The sequence below is a fragment of the Pontibaca methylaminivorans genome, from assembly GCF_900156525.1.
GTDB classification, from domain to species: Bacteria; Pseudomonadota; Alphaproteobacteria; order Rhodobacterales; family Rhodobacteraceae; genus Pontibaca; species Pontibaca methylaminivorans.
The window spans coordinates 1564154-1581028 of record NZ_FTPS01000001.1; the positions used below are offsets into that span (position 1 = coordinate 1564154).

The 16875-nt window shown below is 62.1% G+C and carries 9 protein-coding genes, 2 tRNA genes and 3 rRNA genes; 10 read left to right on the forward strand and 4 right to left on the reverse strand.

Annotation, left to right across the window (positions count from 1 at the left end):
* Positions 1-206: 206 nt before the first annotated feature.
* A complete protein-coding gene (gene clpB, locus B0B01_RS07660) occupies positions 207-2825 on the forward strand; it encodes an ATP-dependent chaperone ClpB (protein ID WP_076649231.1) in 2619 nt (872 codons plus the stop codon).
* On the opposite strand, the gene B0B01_RS13030 is transcribed toward clpB, so the two are convergent.
* Positions 2819-3028, reverse strand: a complete 210-nt coding sequence (locus B0B01_RS13030; protein ID WP_143733022.1) for a hypothetical protein — start codon at positions 3026-3028, stop codon at positions 2819-2821. The two genes, clpB and B0B01_RS13030, sit on opposite strands and share 7 nt — an antisense overlap.
* Before the next feature lie 496 nt (positions 3029-3524).
* On the opposite strand from B0B01_RS13030, the gene B0B01_RS07665 reads away from it, so the two are divergent.
* The 6 genes from B0B01_RS07665 to B0B01_RS07690 all read left to right on the forward strand — a co-directional run bounded on the left by B0B01_RS07665 (position 3525) and on the right by B0B01_RS07690 (position 10580).
* A 16S ribosomal RNA gene (locus tag B0B01_RS07665) occupies positions 3525-4991 on the forward strand.
* 137 nt (positions 4992-5128) lie between these two features.
* A tRNA-Ile gene (locus B0B01_RS07670) sits at positions 5129-5205 on the forward strand.
* An 80-nt stretch (positions 5206-5285) separates the two neighbouring features.
* Positions 5286-5361 (forward strand) — tRNA-Ala (locus B0B01_RS07675).
* Between the two features lie 387 nt (positions 5362-5748).
* Positions 5749-8577: ribosomal RNA gene (locus B0B01_RS07680) — 23S ribosomal RNA — on the forward strand.
* Between the two features lie 96 nt (positions 8578-8673).
* Positions 8674-8788, forward strand: a 5S ribosomal RNA gene (gene rrf / locus B0B01_RS07685).
* The 16S, 23S and 5S rRNA genes sit together here with 2 tRNA genes alongside, the layout of an rRNA operon.
* A 325-nt stretch (positions 8789-9113) precedes the next feature.
* Entirely contained in the window at positions 9114-10580 is a 1467-nt protein-coding gene (locus tag B0B01_RS07690) for an MFS transporter (RefSeq protein WP_076649233.1), read from the forward strand.
* Between the two features lie 36 nt (positions 10581-10616).
* On the opposite strand, the gene B0B01_RS07695 is transcribed toward B0B01_RS07690, so the two are convergent.
* From B0B01_RS07695 to B0B01_RS07705, 3 genes are read right to left on the reverse strand one after another with little or no spacing between them, the layout of a single operon-like run.
* Positions 10617-11390: an SDR family NAD(P)-dependent oxidoreductase gene (locus B0B01_RS07695; protein WP_076649236.1), complete on the reverse strand. Its 774-nt coding sequence runs from the start codon at positions 11388-11390 to the stop codon at positions 10617-10619.
* Complete coding sequence (locus B0B01_RS07700) at positions 11387-12955, reverse strand: GMC oxidoreductase (RefSeq protein WP_076649238.1); 1569 nt, start codon at positions 12953-12955, stop codon at positions 11387-11389. The genes B0B01_RS07695 and B0B01_RS07700 overlap by 4 nt, the downstream gene beginning before the upstream one ends.
* Entirely contained in the window at positions 12952-15006 is a 2055-nt protein-coding gene (locus B0B01_RS07705) for an acyltransferase family protein (protein ID WP_076649240.1), read from the reverse strand. Before B0B01_RS07705 ends, B0B01_RS07700 begins: the two co-directional genes overlap by 4 nt.
* Positions 15007-15288: 282 nt before the next feature.
* Between B0B01_RS07705 and B0B01_RS07710 the strand changes: the two genes are divergently transcribed.
* From B0B01_RS07710 to B0B01_RS07720, 3 genes are read left to right on the forward strand one after another with little or no spacing between them, the layout of a single operon-like run.
* Positions 15289-15777, forward strand: a complete 489-nt coding sequence (locus B0B01_RS07710; protein ID WP_143733024.1) for a hypothetical protein — start codon at positions 15289-15291, stop codon at positions 15775-15777.
* Positions 15774-16304 (forward strand): head-tail connector protein, encoded by a 531-nt coding sequence (locus tag B0B01_RS07715; protein ID WP_076649244.1) that lies wholly within the window; start codon positions 15774-15776, stop codon positions 16302-16304. The genes B0B01_RS07710 and B0B01_RS07715 overlap by 4 nt, the downstream gene beginning before the upstream one ends.
* Positions 16301-16534 carry a hypothetical protein gene (locus B0B01_RS07720; protein WP_076649247.1) on the forward strand — a complete coding sequence of 78 codons (234 nt, stop codon included), beginning with the start codon at positions 16301-16303 and terminating at the stop codon, positions 16532-16534. The genes B0B01_RS07715 and B0B01_RS07720 overlap by 4 nt, the downstream gene beginning before the upstream one ends.
* Positions 16535-16875: the final 341 nt, after the last annotated feature.

Below are 16875 nucleotides of genomic sequence, written 5' to 3' on the forward strand. Positions count from 1 at the left end.
TCCGTTTCCTGTTGTGCGGTTTCCTGTCGTGGTGCGCACAGCACTAGGCGCGAGGGCAGCGCTTGTCCATCACCGCCGCCGGGGGCGAAAACGGAGCATGCGGATCTTGAATGCGGGGCCATTCCGCCCAGATTGATCGGTGAGGCCCCTGCCGTCATGTGCCGTCCTCGGGCATGGGAAGGGGCGCTTGCGAGAGGAGAAAATACATGGACTTGAACAAGTTCACCGAACGGGCGAGGGGATTCGTGCAGGCCGCGCAGACCATCGCCATGCGGGAAAACCATCAGCGGCTGGTTCCCGAACATCTGCTGAAAGCATTGATGGATGACGATCAGGGCTTTGCCAGCAACCTGATCACCCGTGCCGGCGGCGCGCCCGAGCGGGTGCGCGAGGCGGTCGAGGTGGCGCTGAGCCGCATCCCGCGGGTGAGCGGCGATGCCGGGCAGGTGTTTCTGGACAGTGCCACGGGCCGGGTGCTCGACGAGGCCGAATCGCTTGCGAAGAAGGCCGGTGACAGCTTCGTCCCGGTCGAGCGCGTGCTGATGGCGCTTTGCATGGTGAAATCGCAGGCGAAGGACGCGCTGGATGCCGGCGAGGTCAATGCGCAGAAGCTCAACGAGGTCATCAACGATATCCGAAAGGGGCGCACCGCCGATTCGGCAACCGCCGAAGAGGGTTATGATGCGTTGAAGAAATACGCGCGCGACCTGACCGAGGCCGCGGCCGAGGGCAAGATCGACCCGATCATCGGCCGTGACGAGGAAATCCGCCGCGCCATGCAGGTGCTGTCGCGCCGCACCAAGAACAACCCGGTGCTGATCGGCGAACCGGGCGTCGGCAAGACCGCCATCGCCGAGGGGCTCGCGTTGCGCATCGTCAACGGCGACGTGCCCGAATCGCTGCGCGACAAGAAGCTGATGGCGCTCGACATGGGTTCGCTCATCGCCGGTGCGAAATATCGCGGCGAATTCGAGGAGCGGCTGAAGGCCGTGCTGAATGAAGTGACCTCTGCCGCCGGCGAGATCATCCTCTTTATCGACGAGATGCATGTGCTGGTCGGGGCCGGCAAGGCCGACGGGGCCATGGACGCGGCGAACCTTATCAAGCCGGCACTGGCGCGGGGCGAGTTGCATTGCGTCGGCGCGACCACGCTCGACGAATACCGCAAGCATGTCGAAAAGGATGCCGCGCTCGCCCGGCGGTTCCAGCCGCTTCTGGTGCAGGAGCCGACGGTCGAGGATACGATCTCGATCCTGCGCGGCATCAAGGAGAAATACGAACTGCACCACGGGGTGCGGATCACCGACAGCGCACTGGTGACGGCGGCGACGCTCAGCCATCGCTATATCACCGACCGTTTCCTGCCCGACAAGGCGATCGACCTTGTGGACGAGGCCGCATCGCGCCTGCGCATGGAGGTGGACAGCAAGCCCGAGGAACTTGACGCGCTCGACCGCCAGATCCTGCAGATGCAGATCGAGGCCGAGGCGCTGCGCCGCGAGGACGACACCGCCAGCAAGGACCGGCTTGAACGGCTGGAGCGGGAGTTGTCCGAGCTTCAGGAGCAATCCGCCGAACTGACTGCCCGCTGGCAGGCCGAGCGCGACAAGCTTGCCTCGGCCCGCGATCTGAAGGAGCAGCTCGACCGGGCGCGGATCGAGCTTGATAATGCCAAGCGCGCGGGTGACCTCGCCAAGGCGGGAGAGCTTTCCTATGGCGTGATCCCGGGGCTGGAGAAACAGCTTTCCGAGGCGGAGGCGGCCGAGCAGGACGGTGTCATGGTCGAAGAGGCCGTGCGCCCCGAACAGATCGCCGCCGTGGTCGAGCGCTGGACCGGCATCCCGGTCGCGAGGATGCTCGAGGGCGAGCGCGAAAAGCTGTTGCGGATGGAGGACGAACTGCACCGTCGGGTGGTCGGTCAGGACACGGCCGTGCGCGCGGTCTCGAACGCGGTGCGCCGCGCGCGGGCCGGGCTGAACGATGAGAACCGCCCGCTGGGGTCGTTCCTGTTCCTTGGTCCGACCGGCGTCGGCAAGACCGAACTGACCAAGGCGGTGGCCGAATTCCTGTTCGACGACGACCAGGCCATGGTGCGCATCGACATGTCCGAATTCATGGAGAAACATTCGGTCGCGCGGCTGATCGGCGCGCCGCCGGGTTATGTCGGCTATGACGAGGGGGGCGTGCTGACCGAGGCGGTCCGCCGGCGCCCCTATCAGGTCGTGCTGTTCGACGAGGTCGAAAAGGCGCATCCCGATGTGTTCAACGTGCTGCTCCAGGTGCTGGATGACGGCGTGCTGACCGACGGGCAGGGCCGGACGGTGGATTTCAAGCAGACGCTGATCGTGCTGACATCGAACCTCGGCAGCCAGGCCCTGAGCCGCCTGCCCGAAGGCGCCGATGCCGCGGACGCCAAGCGTGACGTCATGGACGCGGTGCGGGCGCATTTCCGCCCCGAGTTCCTGAACCGGCTGGACGAGATCGTGATTTTCGACCGCCTGTCGCGCGACAACATGGACGGCATCGTCGATATCCAGCTGCGCCGGCTCCAGAATCGCCTGGCGGGGCGCAAGATCGCGCTGGAACTGGACGAGGCCGCGCACAAGTGGCTGGCGGACGAGGGTTACGACCCGGTGTTCGGTGCCCGCCCGCTCAAGCGCGTGATCCAGCGCTCGCTGCAGGATCCGCTGGCCGAACTGCTTCTTGCCGGGGATGTGACGGACGACAGCACCGTTCCGGTGACAGCCGGAGCGGAGGGGCTGGTGATCGGGAACCGGATCACGCCCCCGGGCGGGCACCCGCCCCTGAACGCGGTCGTTCACTGAATATCGGAAAAGACCCGCCCCTCGGCGGGTCTTTTTCTGACCGCCACGGCAGAATCGGGGATGCGGCGGGGAATCGAGGCGGAATCAGCGCCGCGATTCTCCTCCGAATCCCGGGATTCGCGGCGAAAATCACGGAATCGGCCCTTTCGAATCGAGACAGACGCGCCGGTAACGCTGGAAAACCGCGGCACGACGATGGCCAAGGATAAAAGATGTGTTCAGTAACCTATTGAATTTGCTAGGTTATGCATGATTTTTCCGGGAAAAGTTAATATCGGTGGAAATAGGGCTTGCAGATGTCGGCACCCAAGCCTAAATACCCCCTCACCGGCGGCGCACAGACGCACCGACGGGACGCCGAGCGGGCCAGACGGAACGCGGAGCGGACACACAGAGGCAGATCAGGCGGGGCGCGCCGAAGAAGATAAGGGCGCATCCTGTTAAGTTTTGTCGCTACGCTCTTTGAAATTGATAGTATCTGAAGAGATATGTGGGCGGTTTGGTTCGTTTCGATGGATCAACTTCCTGTATATCACGCTCATAGGGGCAACCCGATGATTGAGTGTCAGCTTCACTGTTTGGACGGTTTCTTGTTTTCTTATGAAAACCTGAAGCACAACAAACAGAGACTGCCCCGGTTCCAACGCCGGGGCGATGTGCAGGGGTTCGAACGTCAAGGATAAGCTGGCAACAGCTTTTCAACTTGAGAGTTTGATCCTGGCTCAGAACGAACGCTGGCGGCAGGCCTAACACATGCAAGTCGAACGAAGCCTTCGGGCTTAGTGGCGGACGGGTTAGTAACGCGTGGGAACGTGCCCTTCTCTACGGAATAGTCCCGGGAAACTGGGGGTAATACCGTATACGCCCTTCGGGGGAAAGATTTATCGGAGAAGGATCGGCCCGCGTTAGATTAGATAGTTGGTGGGGTAACGGCCTACCAAGTCTACGATCTATAGCTGGTTTGAGAGGATGATCAGCAACACTGGGACTGAGACACGGCCCAGACTCCTACGGGAGGCAGCAGTGGGGAATCTTGGACAATGGGGGAAACCCTGATCCAGCCATGCCGCGTGAGTGACGAAGGTCTTAGGATCGTAAAGCTCTTTCGCTGGGGAAGATAATGACTGTACCCAGTAAAGAAGTCCCGGCTAACTCCGTGCCAGCAGCCGCGGTAATACGGAGGGGACTAGCGTTGTTCGGAATTACTGGGCGTAAAGCGCACGTAGGCGGATCAGCAAGTTAGGGGTGAAATCCCGGGGCTCAACCCCGGAACTGCCTCTAAAACTGTTGGTCTTGAGTTCGAGAGAGGTGAGTGGAATTCCGAGTGTAGAGGTGGAATTCGTAGATATTCGGAGGAACACCAGTGGCGAAGGCGGCTCACTGGCTCGATACTGACGCTGAGGTGCGAAAGTGTGGGGAGCAAACAGGATTAGATACCCTGGTAGTCCACACCGTAAACGATGAATGCCAGTCGTCGGGCAGCTTGCTGTTCGGTGACACACCTAACGGATTAAGCATTCCGCCTGGGGAGTACGATCGCAAGATTAAAACTCAAAGGAATTGACGGGGGCCCGCACAAGCGGTGGAGCATGTGGTTTAATTCGAAGCAACGCGCAGAACCTTACCAACCCTTGACATCCTGTGCTACATCCAGAGATGGATGGTTCCCTTCGGGGACGCAGTGACAGGTGCTGCATGGCTGTCGTCAGCTCGTGTCGTGAGATGTTCGGTTAAGTCCGGCAACGAGCGCAACCCACATCTTTAGTTGCCAGCAGGTCAAGCTGGGCACTCTAAAGAAACCGCCCGTGATAAGCGGGAGGAAGGTGTGGATGACGTCAAGTCCTCATGGCCCTTACGGGTTGGGCTACACACGTGCTACAATGGTGGTGACAGTGGGTTAATCCCCAAAAACCATCTCAGTTCGGATTGGGGTCTGCAACTCGACCCCATGAAGTCGGAATCGCTAGTAATCGCGGAACAGCATGCCGCGGTGAATACGTTCCCGGGCCTTGTACACACCGCCCGTCACACCATGGGAGTTGGGCCCACCCGAAGGCGGTGCGCCAACCTCGCAAGAGGAGGTAGCCGACCACGGTGAGCTCAGCGACTGGGGTGAAGTCGTAACAAGGTAGCCGTAGGGGAACCTGCGGCTGGATCACCTCCTTTCTAAGGATGTTTCCGCCATCACGGGGCTTGCCCCTGATATGGAAACACTTAGCAGAAGGCCGGTTCTCAAGCCGGCCACATCAGGGCCAGACCGTCCTCATGTCTCTTCAGAACGAAACGCGGGCCACCGCCCGTATGGGTCGGTAGCTCAGGTGGTTAGAGCGCACGCCTGATAAGCGTGAGGTCGGAGGTTCAAGTCCTCCTCGACCCACCATCGGTTTTCGTCAGGGCCATATTCGGCGTCGGCGCAAGGATTTGATCTGTTGCCCGCTCTGGCCGGGCGACGACGAGTTCGGGGCCTTAGCTCAGCTGGGAGAGCGCCTGATTTGCATTCAGGAGGTCAGGAGTTCGATCCTCCTAGGCTCCACCAAATGCCCGATTTGATCAGCAAGCACCGTTTTTTGGTTCTTGCTCATCCAATCGGATGATTGATGCGGTCCAGGATCGCATCGGATTGATATCGTGAAGAGAGATACATAACGACACTGTTTGGTCGTCCGAAGTAGCGGATGACCTCTGTCGGTGCCCTTCGGGGCGAGCGGTAGGACAGGTTGCTTCCTCGACCTCTCGACCGTATGCCGGCCGAAACGAACAGTGTTGTCCAAGTCAAGTACACTAACCCAGGCGGTCGCAAGATCGCCAATGTCCGCGCCTTCGGGTGCGGGCGGGAAAGTATGCTTTTGATCCGGAATAAGGGCGATGGTTGTTACCAGCTTCCATGGCCGCGAAAGGCGCAAGTCTTTCTTTTTCTGGATCAGATCAAGCGCGAGAAGGGCGTTTGGTGGATGCCTTGGCAGTAAGAGGCGATGAAAGACGTGATACTCTGCGATAAGCCATGGGGAGCTGAGAATAAGCTTTGATCCATGGATTTCTGAATGGGGAAACCCACCTGACACTCTGTTATTGTCAGCCGCAAGGTTTTCGATAACGGTGTGAACCAGGTATTTATGACCTGAATACATAGGGTTATAAAGGCAAACCCGGGGAACTGAAACATCTAAGTACCCGGAGGAAAGGAAATCAATAGATACTCCCTCAGTAGTGGCGAGCGAACGGGGACCAGCCGAGCCGTGATGACGACCGGAATGATCTGGAAAGATCAGCCATAGTGGGTGACAGCCCCGTATGGGAAGTCTGAGCGGACGTATTAAGTAGGGCGGGACACGTGAAATCCTGTCTGAAGATCGGGGGACCACCCTCGAAGGCTAAGTACTCCTTACTGACCGATAGCGAACCAGTACCGTGAGGGAAAGGTGAAAAGCACCCCGACGAGGGGAGTGAAACAGTACCTGAAACCGAGCGCCTACAAGCAGTCGGAGGGGCCTTGTGCCCTGACGGCGTACCTTTTGTATAATGGGTCATCGACTTGGTCTCACGAGCAAGCTTAAGCCGATAGGTGTAGGCGCAGCGAAAGCGAGTCTTAATAGGGCGTCAAGTTCGTGGGATCAGACCCGAAACCGAGTGATCTAGGCATGGTCAGGCTGAAGGCAAGGTAACACTTGCTGGAGGGCCGAACCCACTTCTGTTGAAAAAGAACGGGATGAACTGTGCCTAGGGGTGAAAGGCTAATCAAACTCGGAGATAGCTGGTTCTCTGCGAAATCTATTTAGGTAGAGCGTCATCCGAATACCCCGGGGGGTAGAGCACTGGATGGGTAATGGGGCCCCACAGGCTTACTGATCCTAACCAAACTCCGAATACCCGGGAGTACTAGATGGCAGACACACGGCGGGTGCTAACGTCCGTCGTGGAGAGGGAAACAACCCTGACCTACAGCTAAGGCCCCCAATTCATGGCTAAGTGGGAAAGCAGGTGGGACGACCAAAACAGCCAGGAAGTTGGCTTAGAAGCAGCCATCTTTTAAAGATAGCGTAACAGCTCACTGGTCTAAACAAGTTGTCCTGCGGCGAAGATGTAACGGGGCTCAAGCCATGAGCCGAAGCTTAGGATGCCGCAAGGCATGGTAGCAGAGCGTAGTGTGACATAACGCCCTGCGTCTTGAATTCCTTCGGGAACTCCGGACGCAAGACGTTTTCTGTGAAGCCGGCGCGTGAGCGATCCGGTGGAGAGATCACTAGCGAGAATGATGACATGAGTAGCGATAAACAGTGTGAGAGACACTGTCGCCGAAAGTCCAAGGGTTCCTGCTTAAAGTTAATCTGAGCAGGGTAAGCCGACCCCTAAGGCGAGGCCGAAAGGCGTAGTCGATGGGAACCAGGTTAATATTCCTGGGCCAGATGGAAGTGACGGATCATGAAGGTTGTCCATCCTTATCGGATTGGATGGGCTGCTGATTGGTCCCTGGAAATAGCTCCATCATCAGATCGTACCCTAAACCGACACAGGTGGACCGGTAGAGAATACCAAGGCGCTTGAGAGAACGATGTTGAAGGAACTCGGCAATCTACCTCCGTAAGTTCGCGAGAAGGAGGCCCAGTTTCTGCGCAAGCATTGGCTGGGGGCACAAACCAGGGGGTGGCGACTGTTTACTAAAAACATAGGGCTCTGCGAAGTCGCAAGACGACGTATAGGGTCTGACGCCTGCCCGGTGCCTGAAGGTTAAAAGGAGGGGTGAGAGCTCTGAATTGAAGCCCAGGTAAACGGCGGCCGTAACTATAACGGTCCTAAGGTAGCGAAATTCCTTGTCGGGTAAGTTCCGACCTGCACGAATGGCGTAACGACTTCCCCGCTGTCTCCAACATCGACTCAGCGAAATTGAATTACCTGTCAAGATGCAGGTTTCCCGCGGTTAGACGGAAAGACCCCGTGCACCTTTACTACAGCTTCGCACTGGCATCAGGATTGTGATGTGCAGGATAGGTGGTAGGCTTTGAAGCAGGAACGCTAGTTTCTGTGGAGCCACCCTTGAGATACCACCCTTCACACTCTTGATGTCTAACCGCGGTCCGTTATCCGGATCCGGGACCATGCGTGGCGGGTAGTTTGACTGGGGCGGTCGCCTCCTAAATCGTAACGGAGGCGCGCGAAGGTTGGCTCAGAGCGGTCGGAAATCGCTCGTTGAGTGCAATGGCAGAAGCCAGCCTGACTGCGAGACTGACAAGTCGAGCAGAGTCGAAAGACGGCCATAGTGATCCGGTGGTCCCAAGTGGGAGGGCCATCGCTCAACGGATAAAAGGTACGCCGGGGATAACAGGCTGATGGTGCCCAAGAGTCCATATCGACGGCACCGTTTGGCACCTCGATGTCGGCTCATCTCATCCTGGGGCTGGAGCAGGTCCCAAGGGTATGGCTGTTCGCCATTTAAAGAGGTACGTGAGCTGGGTTTAGAACGTCGTGAGACAGTTCGGTCCCTATCTGCCGTGGGTGTAGGATACTTGAGAGGAGTTGCCCCTAGTACGAGAGGACCGGGGTGAACGTTCCACTGGTGGACCAGTTGTCGTGCCAACGGCAGTGCTGGGTAGCTATGAACGGACAGGATAACCGCTGAAGGCATCTAAGCGGGAAGCCCCCCTCAAAACAAGGTATCCCTGAGGGCCGTGGTAGACCACCACGTCGATAGGCCGGAGATGTAAGCGCAGCAATGTGCTCAGTTGACCGGTACTAATTGCCCGATAGGCTTGATCTGATCTGGAAAAAGGCAGACTTGACGCTCGCGTCAAATCGGCCGGATCGAAAGCATGCACATGGTGTGCGACTTGGACAGAACGGAGCGCTTTTCCGGTTTGGTGGTCATAGCGCAAGTGAAACACCCGGTCCCATCCCGAACCCGGCCGTTAAGCACTGTAGCGCCGATGGTACTGCGTCTTAAGGCGTGGGAGAGTAGGTCGCTGCCAAACCTGATAAGCGCTCCGTATCCCGTATCTCTCGCTCACGATCCCCTCCCTACAAAATCTGCACGACATGCGGCGCAACGTGCCCGCATCCCGGCGTTTCTGCCGGGGCTTGGCCTGTTTTACGGGCCTGGGGCTCCGTAGCCGCGTGCCGAAACGGGTGCTGCGGCGGGGACTGCCGCAACGGCAAGGGGGTGGTCGCCCCTACACTTTCCGCTCCCGCGTGATAGATGGCTTGCAATGCTGCTGACGGCAGCCGGAGAAATCCGCGCGCCGTGCCACTGCAAGTCTGCCGGCCGTCAGTTTCCGGCCCAGCCTGGACAGGAGAAAATTGCCCATATCCCCCGGTCAAACGCAATCCGAGGATACACCCACCCCGGAGACAGAGGTCAAGCGGTGGCGGATCCTCGCGATCCTGCTCGCCGCCATCACCATGTCGCTGATCAGCGTCGGTATCGTGAACGTGGCCCTGCCTTCGTTGCAGCGCGACCTTGGCGCCACCGAGTCCGATATCCAGTGGGTGCTCTCCGGCTATGCGCTCACGTTCGGGGTGGTCCTTGTCGCGTCCGGCCGGGCCGGCGATCTGATGGGGCGGGGTGGCCTGTTCCTCGTGGGGGTCACCGTCTTTACCCTGTCCTCGATCGCCGCGGGCCTTGCGCCCGATGCAAAATGGCTGAACGCGGCCCGGTTCGTTCAGGGGTTCGGCTCCGGCCTTCTCAATCCGCAGGGGATCGGGATGATCCAGCAGTATTTCCGCGGCGCGGAGCGCGGGCGCGCCTTTGGCTATTTCGGCACCATGGTCGGCGTGTCCCTGGCCGTCGGGCCGGTTCTGGGCGGGCTTCTGATCGAACTTGGCGGGCCGGGGATCGGCTGGCGGCTGACCTTTCTCGTCAACGTGCCCTTCGGCATCGGCGCCTTCGTTCTGGGCCTGCTCTGGTTTCCAAAGCCGCTGATCACGCGGATTCCCGGTAATCTGCGGACCGAGCTGGCCGCGCTCGATCCGGTCGGTTCGATCCTGCTGGGGCTTGCGGTTCTGGCGGTCCTGTTCCCCTTTGTCGAGGCGCGCAGCGTCGCGCTGACCTGGCTCCTCCTGCCGGTGAGCGGGCTGCTGCTGTTCGCCTGGATCAAATGGGAGCGCCATCACGCAAGGCAGGGCCACAGCCCCATGGTGGATTTGCGGATCTTCGCGACCCGCAGCTTTACCAACGGCACCATCATCATGACGCTTTATTTCCTCGGCATGACAAGCATCTGGGTGCTGGTCGCGCTTTATGTGCAGGAGGGCAACGGCAAGACGGCCTTCGAATCGGGGCTGTTCGGCGTGCCCTCGGCGCTTCTGTCTGCCTATGCGGCCCATTGGGCCGGCAATCGGGTGGCGCGTTACGGGCGCAAGGTGGTCATCGGTGGGCTGCTTCTGGTGCTGGTCGGGCTCGCGATGAACATTGCGGTGATCTTCCTTCATGAAACGGCGGGGCTGAGCATCTGGTGGCTCATGTTTTCGCTCTGTTTCGTCGGGCTGGCGCAGGGCTCGGTGATCAGCCCCAACCAGACCCTGACGCTCGAGGATGTGCCGCTGGATTATGCCGGCAGTTCCGGGGCCATCATGCAGACCGGTCAGCGCATCGGCGCCGCGGTCGGGATTGCGGTCATCACTGCGGCGACCTTCATCACGCTGTCGGTCACGGACTGGGCCTGGGCGGTGTCGGTCGGCTTTGGCCTGATCTGGCTGGTGATGCTGCTGGCGCTCGGGGTTGCGATCAAGGACGAACGCGACCGCAGACCGGCGCGGCGCGACTGATCGCCTGATCTGTCATGACCGGCGGTTTCGGGTGCTTTAGCTGCCAAGCCGCCGCGGGCGGGGCGCCCCGCGCAGCAGCAGCGTATCAAGGAGCCGCCGGCGCAGCGATCTGACCGGCAGGATCTCGAAGTCGCGCTCCCAGGTGGTTCCCGAAATGTCGGGGTCATGCCACAGCGCCAGGTTCACGCCCCAGCGCGCGGCGACTTCGGGGGGCGTTCCGTCTTTGACGCCCATGGTGGTGGCAAGCGCGCCGGGCATCCAGTTGTTGATCACGATCCCCGGAAAGCGGTCGCAAAGATCGCTGACCATGGCGCGGGTGAGGATGCGGCCCGCGCCTTTCGAGACGCTGTAGGCGCTGCTTGCGGGCAGCGGATCGACGCAGGCGAATGTGGAAACGTTCAGGATCCGGCCGCGCCCGACCTCCACCATGTCCTGCAAGGCGCTATGGCTGCAGTTGACATAGCCGCACAGGTTGATGCGGACCGTCTCGCAGAAACTTTCGGGGGTTTCTTCCAGGAAATCGAGGCGCGGATAGACCGCCGCGTTGTTGATCAGAAGCTCGATCCGCCCGAGTTGGCGGATGCGGGCGAAACTGTCGCGCACCTCGTCCGGGTGCGACACATCGCAGGTGAATGCGTGGAACGCACCCGCCGGGCTGGCGCGGGCGGCGGTTTCGGCCAGCGCATCGGCATGGCGCGCAAGCCCGGCAACGGTCGCGCCCCGCGCCACCAGTTCGAGCGCGATCGCCTGCCCGAGCCCGCGGCTCGCGCCGGTGACGACAGCCACCCCTTCTGAAGTCAGTGTGGTCATGAATGATGCTCCATCCGGTGCGCGACGCGCAGGGCGTTCGCGGCGATGGTCAGGCTCGGGTTCACCCCCATCGAGGTGGGCATGAACGAGGCATCCACAACCCACAGGTTGCGCATTCCATGCACCCGGCAGTCGGGGTCGAGCACGCTGTCGGTGCTGTCCCTTCCCATCCGCAGCGTGCCGCAGGGGTGGCCGAGATTCGGCTCGGGATCATATGTCAGGAACATGTTCCGCTGGCCCTTCAGCGCCTTGTGGATCAGGTGGCGGAACAGCTTTCTCCGCTCCAGCAGTTCGGCAGAGAAATCGTATTCGATCAGGATGTGCCCGGGCCGGTCGGGATTCGGGCGCACGCGGTTCTCGCGATAGGGCAGATCCTCGAGCAGGCCGACAAAGACCTTGGCCTGACCGAGTATCCGCGCCGCGGCCGCGGCAGGCAGATGCATGAACTGGCGGCTTCCGGGCAGGTGGTGCAGGTAGGAGCGCGCAAGCCGCAGCCTCAGATATTGCAGGATCTCGTTCTTGCCGACATTGAGCCCCATGGACTGCACCATCCCCAGACGCCGTCCCTGAACATGATAGAGATCGCGGAAGCCGATGGATTTCGCGCTTTCGGTAAAGGCTTCGCCGCGCCGGGGCCAGATCGCGAAGATCTCGTTGAAATGGAACATGAGGTTGCGCCCGGCGAGCCCGTTGCGGTTGCCGAGACCCTCCGGCCAATGCTCGCCGCGCGAGGTCAGAAGCAGCCGGGGCGACGACAGGGCGCCGGCCGCCAGGATCACGCGATCGGCCGTGAAATCAAGGGTTTCATTCCCTTTCCGGGCGCGGATCCTTGTCACGCTGTCCTGATCCGCAACCAGCTCCGTCACTTCGCACTGGTCGATGACAGCCGCCCGTCCGGTCGCGAGCGCGGGCTCTACCCCGGCGGTGCGGCCGTCCATCTTGCAGCTTTGCGGGCATTTGCGCCCGAAGCAGAAGCCGCAGCCCTCGATATGGCGAAAGGCGCAATGCAGTTGATAGGGATGCAGCCCGGCGGTCCGCATGTGCGCCATCATCTGCGCGTCTCCCCGGCCGAGCGGAAGCGGCGGGCGCAGGCGCGGGCTGGCCGCGCTGGCAAGGGGGTCGTCCTCGCCACAGACGGAATACAGCGCTTCGGCCTCGTCATACCAGGGCAGCATCGTCGAATAGCTGACCGGCCAGCCGCCAAGCGGATGCGGACGGGTTTCACTGTCGTCAAGGTCGTGCGGCTCGGGCCGCTCCAGCGTTCCGGCATAGAACACCGAAGATCCCCCGACCCCGGCACCGATCGGGATATAGGCCGTGCTGTCCCGCCCGTTCAGGCGCAGCCGGACCGGATCCGGCCAAGCGCCCCGCAGCGAGCGTGCTATCGGATCGGTATAAAGGTCCCCGCTCAGCCCGTTTCCCTCGCGGCGGTGCCCGGCCCGCCCCTTTTCGAGAAACAGGACCGACAGTCCCTGTTCGGCCAGTCGCCGTCCGATAGTGCCGCCTCCGATTCCGGTGCCGATCACGATGGCATCCCAGTGCCGCCTGTGCATGTCGCCGGTCATGTCCTGCGCTCCCTTTCAGGGATTGTGAAGAACTGGCCAAACAGTCCGCGCAGTTGGAGCGCCCCGTGATTGGTAAGATGATTGTTGTCGAAGTAGAGCGCCTGCCCATCCTCGATCCCGATGCAGTGTCCCTCCTGGTGGGCTTCGGAACAGAGTCTGCCCCATGGATCAATCAGCCGCAGACCGCCGTTTTCGACAAGGGTGCCGATTGCCGCATCGGCGGCGGCATTGCGCTCGTGCAGGTCAACCCGGGAAATACGGGCCAGTTCCAGCGCTTCCGGGGCGCTGATGCGGCCATGTGCCAGCCTGCGGGCAAGCGCGGGGCTGTCGAAGCGGGGAAGCTCGGGCACCTGCCGCAGCAGGAACACCTCGGGAATATGCCGGTGAAGTTCCTGCACGGTCCTCTGCAGCGCCGCGGCAAACAGCGCCTCCTGCGGCGCGGTGGGCAGATCCGTCCCGGCCGTGGGGGCGAGAGTGATAAGGTTGTGGGCATCAAGGCCGATACCGTCGCCGTCGGCGTAATAGGCCCAGCGCCCGACCAGAAGAATCCGCCGGATGTTCGGCATCTCTGCCACCGCCTCGCGGATCCGGGCATTGGCGCGGCTGCAGGCGCGGTCCTGTTCCGGGGTGGCCGCGGTTTCGTGCTTGTCGATGCCGAACAGCGGCGGGCAGCCAGCGTGCCAGATGATCGCGCCCGGGCGCGCGTTTTCATCCGCGGCCGCGCCGAGCCCCTGCATCAGGGCCCGCAGATGGCTGTCGCCCCAGATCAGGACTTCGGGATCGCCTTCGGGGCCGATGGCGCAGGTCTCGATCCCGGACAACGGGCCGTTGGTGGCATGGCTGCAGCGGCTCCAGTCCTGGAAGAAATCCGCCGAGGCGGTGATATAGGTCTGGGCCGGTCCCGAAAAACGGCTTGCCCAGCCGCTGCTTGCATAAAAGCTGGCGCCGGCCGCTATGGTCGCCGCGCTGGCCAGCGCCGCTCCCCCGACGAGGATCCGCGGCGGCAGGCGATAGCGGAAGACCTGCCCGTGGCGGACCGGCTGTTCGACCCAGCGCCAGCTTGCGCTGGCCAGCACGAGGCAGAGCAGCAGCCAGAACCCCGTTTCGACCGGGCCGGAATAGCCGTCGCGCCAGTAATGCGACAGAACCAGCACCGGCCAGTGCCAGAGATAAAGCGAATAGGAAATCAGCCCGGCGAAAATCATCGGGCGCAGCGACAGGAACCGGGCCGCCGGATTGGATTGGACCCGGGCATTGGCGGTGCCGGCGATGATCATGACGGTTCCCGCCACCGGAAGCGCGGCCTGCCAGCCGGGAAAGCCGCTGCTGCGCACCAGCAGGATCGCACCGGCAACAAGCGCAAGCCCGCCCCATGACAGGAGCCCGGAAAGACGGCGGCCGAACCCGTCCGCGGGCAGCAGGATCGCCAGCAGAACACCGCTCAGAAGCTCCCAGGCGCGATAGGGGAAAAGGTAGAAGCTCGCCGCCGGGTGCTCCGGCGTCATGATGACGCAGGCCAGCAGGGACAGCACCCAGATTGCGGCGAGCAGCCCGGCGATCAGGCGACGGCCGCCGCCCAGCGCGGTCACGAGCACGAGAAAGACAGGCAGGGCGATGTAGAACTGTTCCTCGACCGCAAGCGACCAGCTGTGCAGCAGCACCCGGTTGCCCGCGTCGATGTCGAAATATCCGGCGCCGCGATAATAAAGGATGTTCGAGAGCCAGGTGCTCGCCGCGATCAGCTCCTTGCCGAATTCGCGGAATTCATAGGGCAGCAGGATGAACCATGCGGCAACGGTGCTGGCCGCCGCCATGGCGAAGAAGGCCGGGGCAAGGCGGCGGATGCGCCGCAGATAGAACCGCCCGAGCGCGATCCGCCCGTGACTGCCAAGTTCGCTCCAGAGGATGCCGCCGATCAGGAACCCCGAGATGACGAAGAAGACATCGACCCCGACGAAACCGCCCGGGAGCCCCGCTGCGCCGAAATGATAAAAGACCACACCGGCCACCGCGATGGCGCGCAGCCCGTCGATTTCGGGGCGATAACGCATGAAGAACCTGCAATCAGGAAATGGCGCTAAATCAATTATACCTGACAACTGTTAGGCGATCACCTGCTGCGGGCAAGCCCTTTTTCGGGGCTGGCGGAACGGGCGGCGGTCATCGCGACAAAGGGGGCGGTCTGGAGGCGAGTACCGGAATCGAACCGGTGTACACGGATTTGCAATCCTGCCTCGCACATTGAAAACATTAGCGAAGCCTGTAAACGGACCCCGTTTGTTCACGGTCCTAAATCAAGCACTTACGAGCCGTCTGTAAACGAAAACGGGCTGGTGGCAAACGAAAACCCCGGCGCAGGTGGTGCTGCAACCGGGGCTGAACATTCGAGCGATGGGAATAGCTGCTCTGCGGGCGAGTATATCCCGACCCTCGGCAGCGGCGCAACAGGCCATGTGAAGCCCGGCCATCGGCGCACGGCCCGCGCGCTTGAGTTCGCGCTTACGCTCGGCGATGCCGACGCATGGTCGGACTTCGCCGGGCTTGCGGCGCACCACCTGACGGAAGCCGAACGCGCGGGGCTTGCCTTCGCTGCACTGGCCCGCCTTGCGCCGGAACAGGCTGAACGGGTTGCGTGCTTGGCTCTGGGGGCCGCTGGTGCGCCGCTGCCGGCCTTTCTGGCCGTAATGGACGAAGCGCGCCTCTGGGCGTCTCTGGCGAGCCGCGCGGAGCGCAAGGCGTATACGCTCGCGGCCTTCGAGGCCCTGGGCGGGAGTGACCGCGCCGCCTTCCTGCAACACGTCAGCGGGAGGGCAGCGGCATGATCACGCAACGCCTTGAGCGGCCGCTTTCCGGTATCCTCGATCCGGCCGAACTGCTGGATCATGTGCGCGGGACCGACGATGACCTGCCGGCGCTCACGCGCATGGCCATCGCAGCGGCCGGCGACTTCGAAGATTATGCCCAGGTCGCGCTGCGGCGGCAGGCTGTTCGGGTAACGTGGAATGCTTGGCCGCATTCCGGTTCGCTGAAGCTGCCGGTGTGGCCGCTGGTTCTGCCGCAGAGCGTCACGCTGGAAATTGCCGGGGTTGAGGTCGAGGACTTCGAGACAATCGACGGTCGCCGCCCCGAGCTAACGCTGACCGGCCCCCGACCGCGCGGGCCGGTGCTCGTGGAATACATCGCCGGCTTCGGCGAGAGCGGCACAGACGTGCCCGAGGACATCCGGCATGCGCTGCTAGATCAGGTCGCGGCCTACTTCGATGCCCGCGGTGCGGCGGATCGTCAGACGGTCACGCTGTCACCCCACTTCGCACGCCTCTTGGCGCGCTATCGCGGGGTGCGGGCATGACCGGCTACGAGCTTGACGAGATCATGACTGTTCGCTGGCCGCTGATCATGCGCCGCGTGATGGCTGATGGCTCGGACAAATGGCTGATGGGCTTTGTCCGCAGCATTGCGCGACACGCCAAGCGCCCATCGTGGCGACCCACCCCGAGACAGGAACAGGTCATGCGCCGGCTGGTGGTCGAAATGAGCACCATGCCCGGCATGGGCGGTGAGGTGATCGAGAGAGGCTGACCACGTGGCCCCGCGCATGACGGCACGCGGGGGAAGGATCAGGGGGCGGTATGACCAGACGCTGGCCCTGATCCGGATGCGCCCACCAGGGGGCGGAGCCATAGGCAAGGGGAGCCCGAAAGGCGGAACCCCGGCTCCCGGCAGCGCGACCATGCTGCCGCAAGTAGCCGCTGACGAACAGGCGAAGGTCGCACGCACTGTTCGGCCCGAAGCGACGGCCCGGCTCCGGCCAGCAAGATCGCGAGGGTATGGGGACCACCCGGCCAGATGGCGGGGCTGGTCGCCCTATGCCCTACGCTCTGAACCCTCACCAACCAGCAAGAGGGCTCGAAAGGAAACGA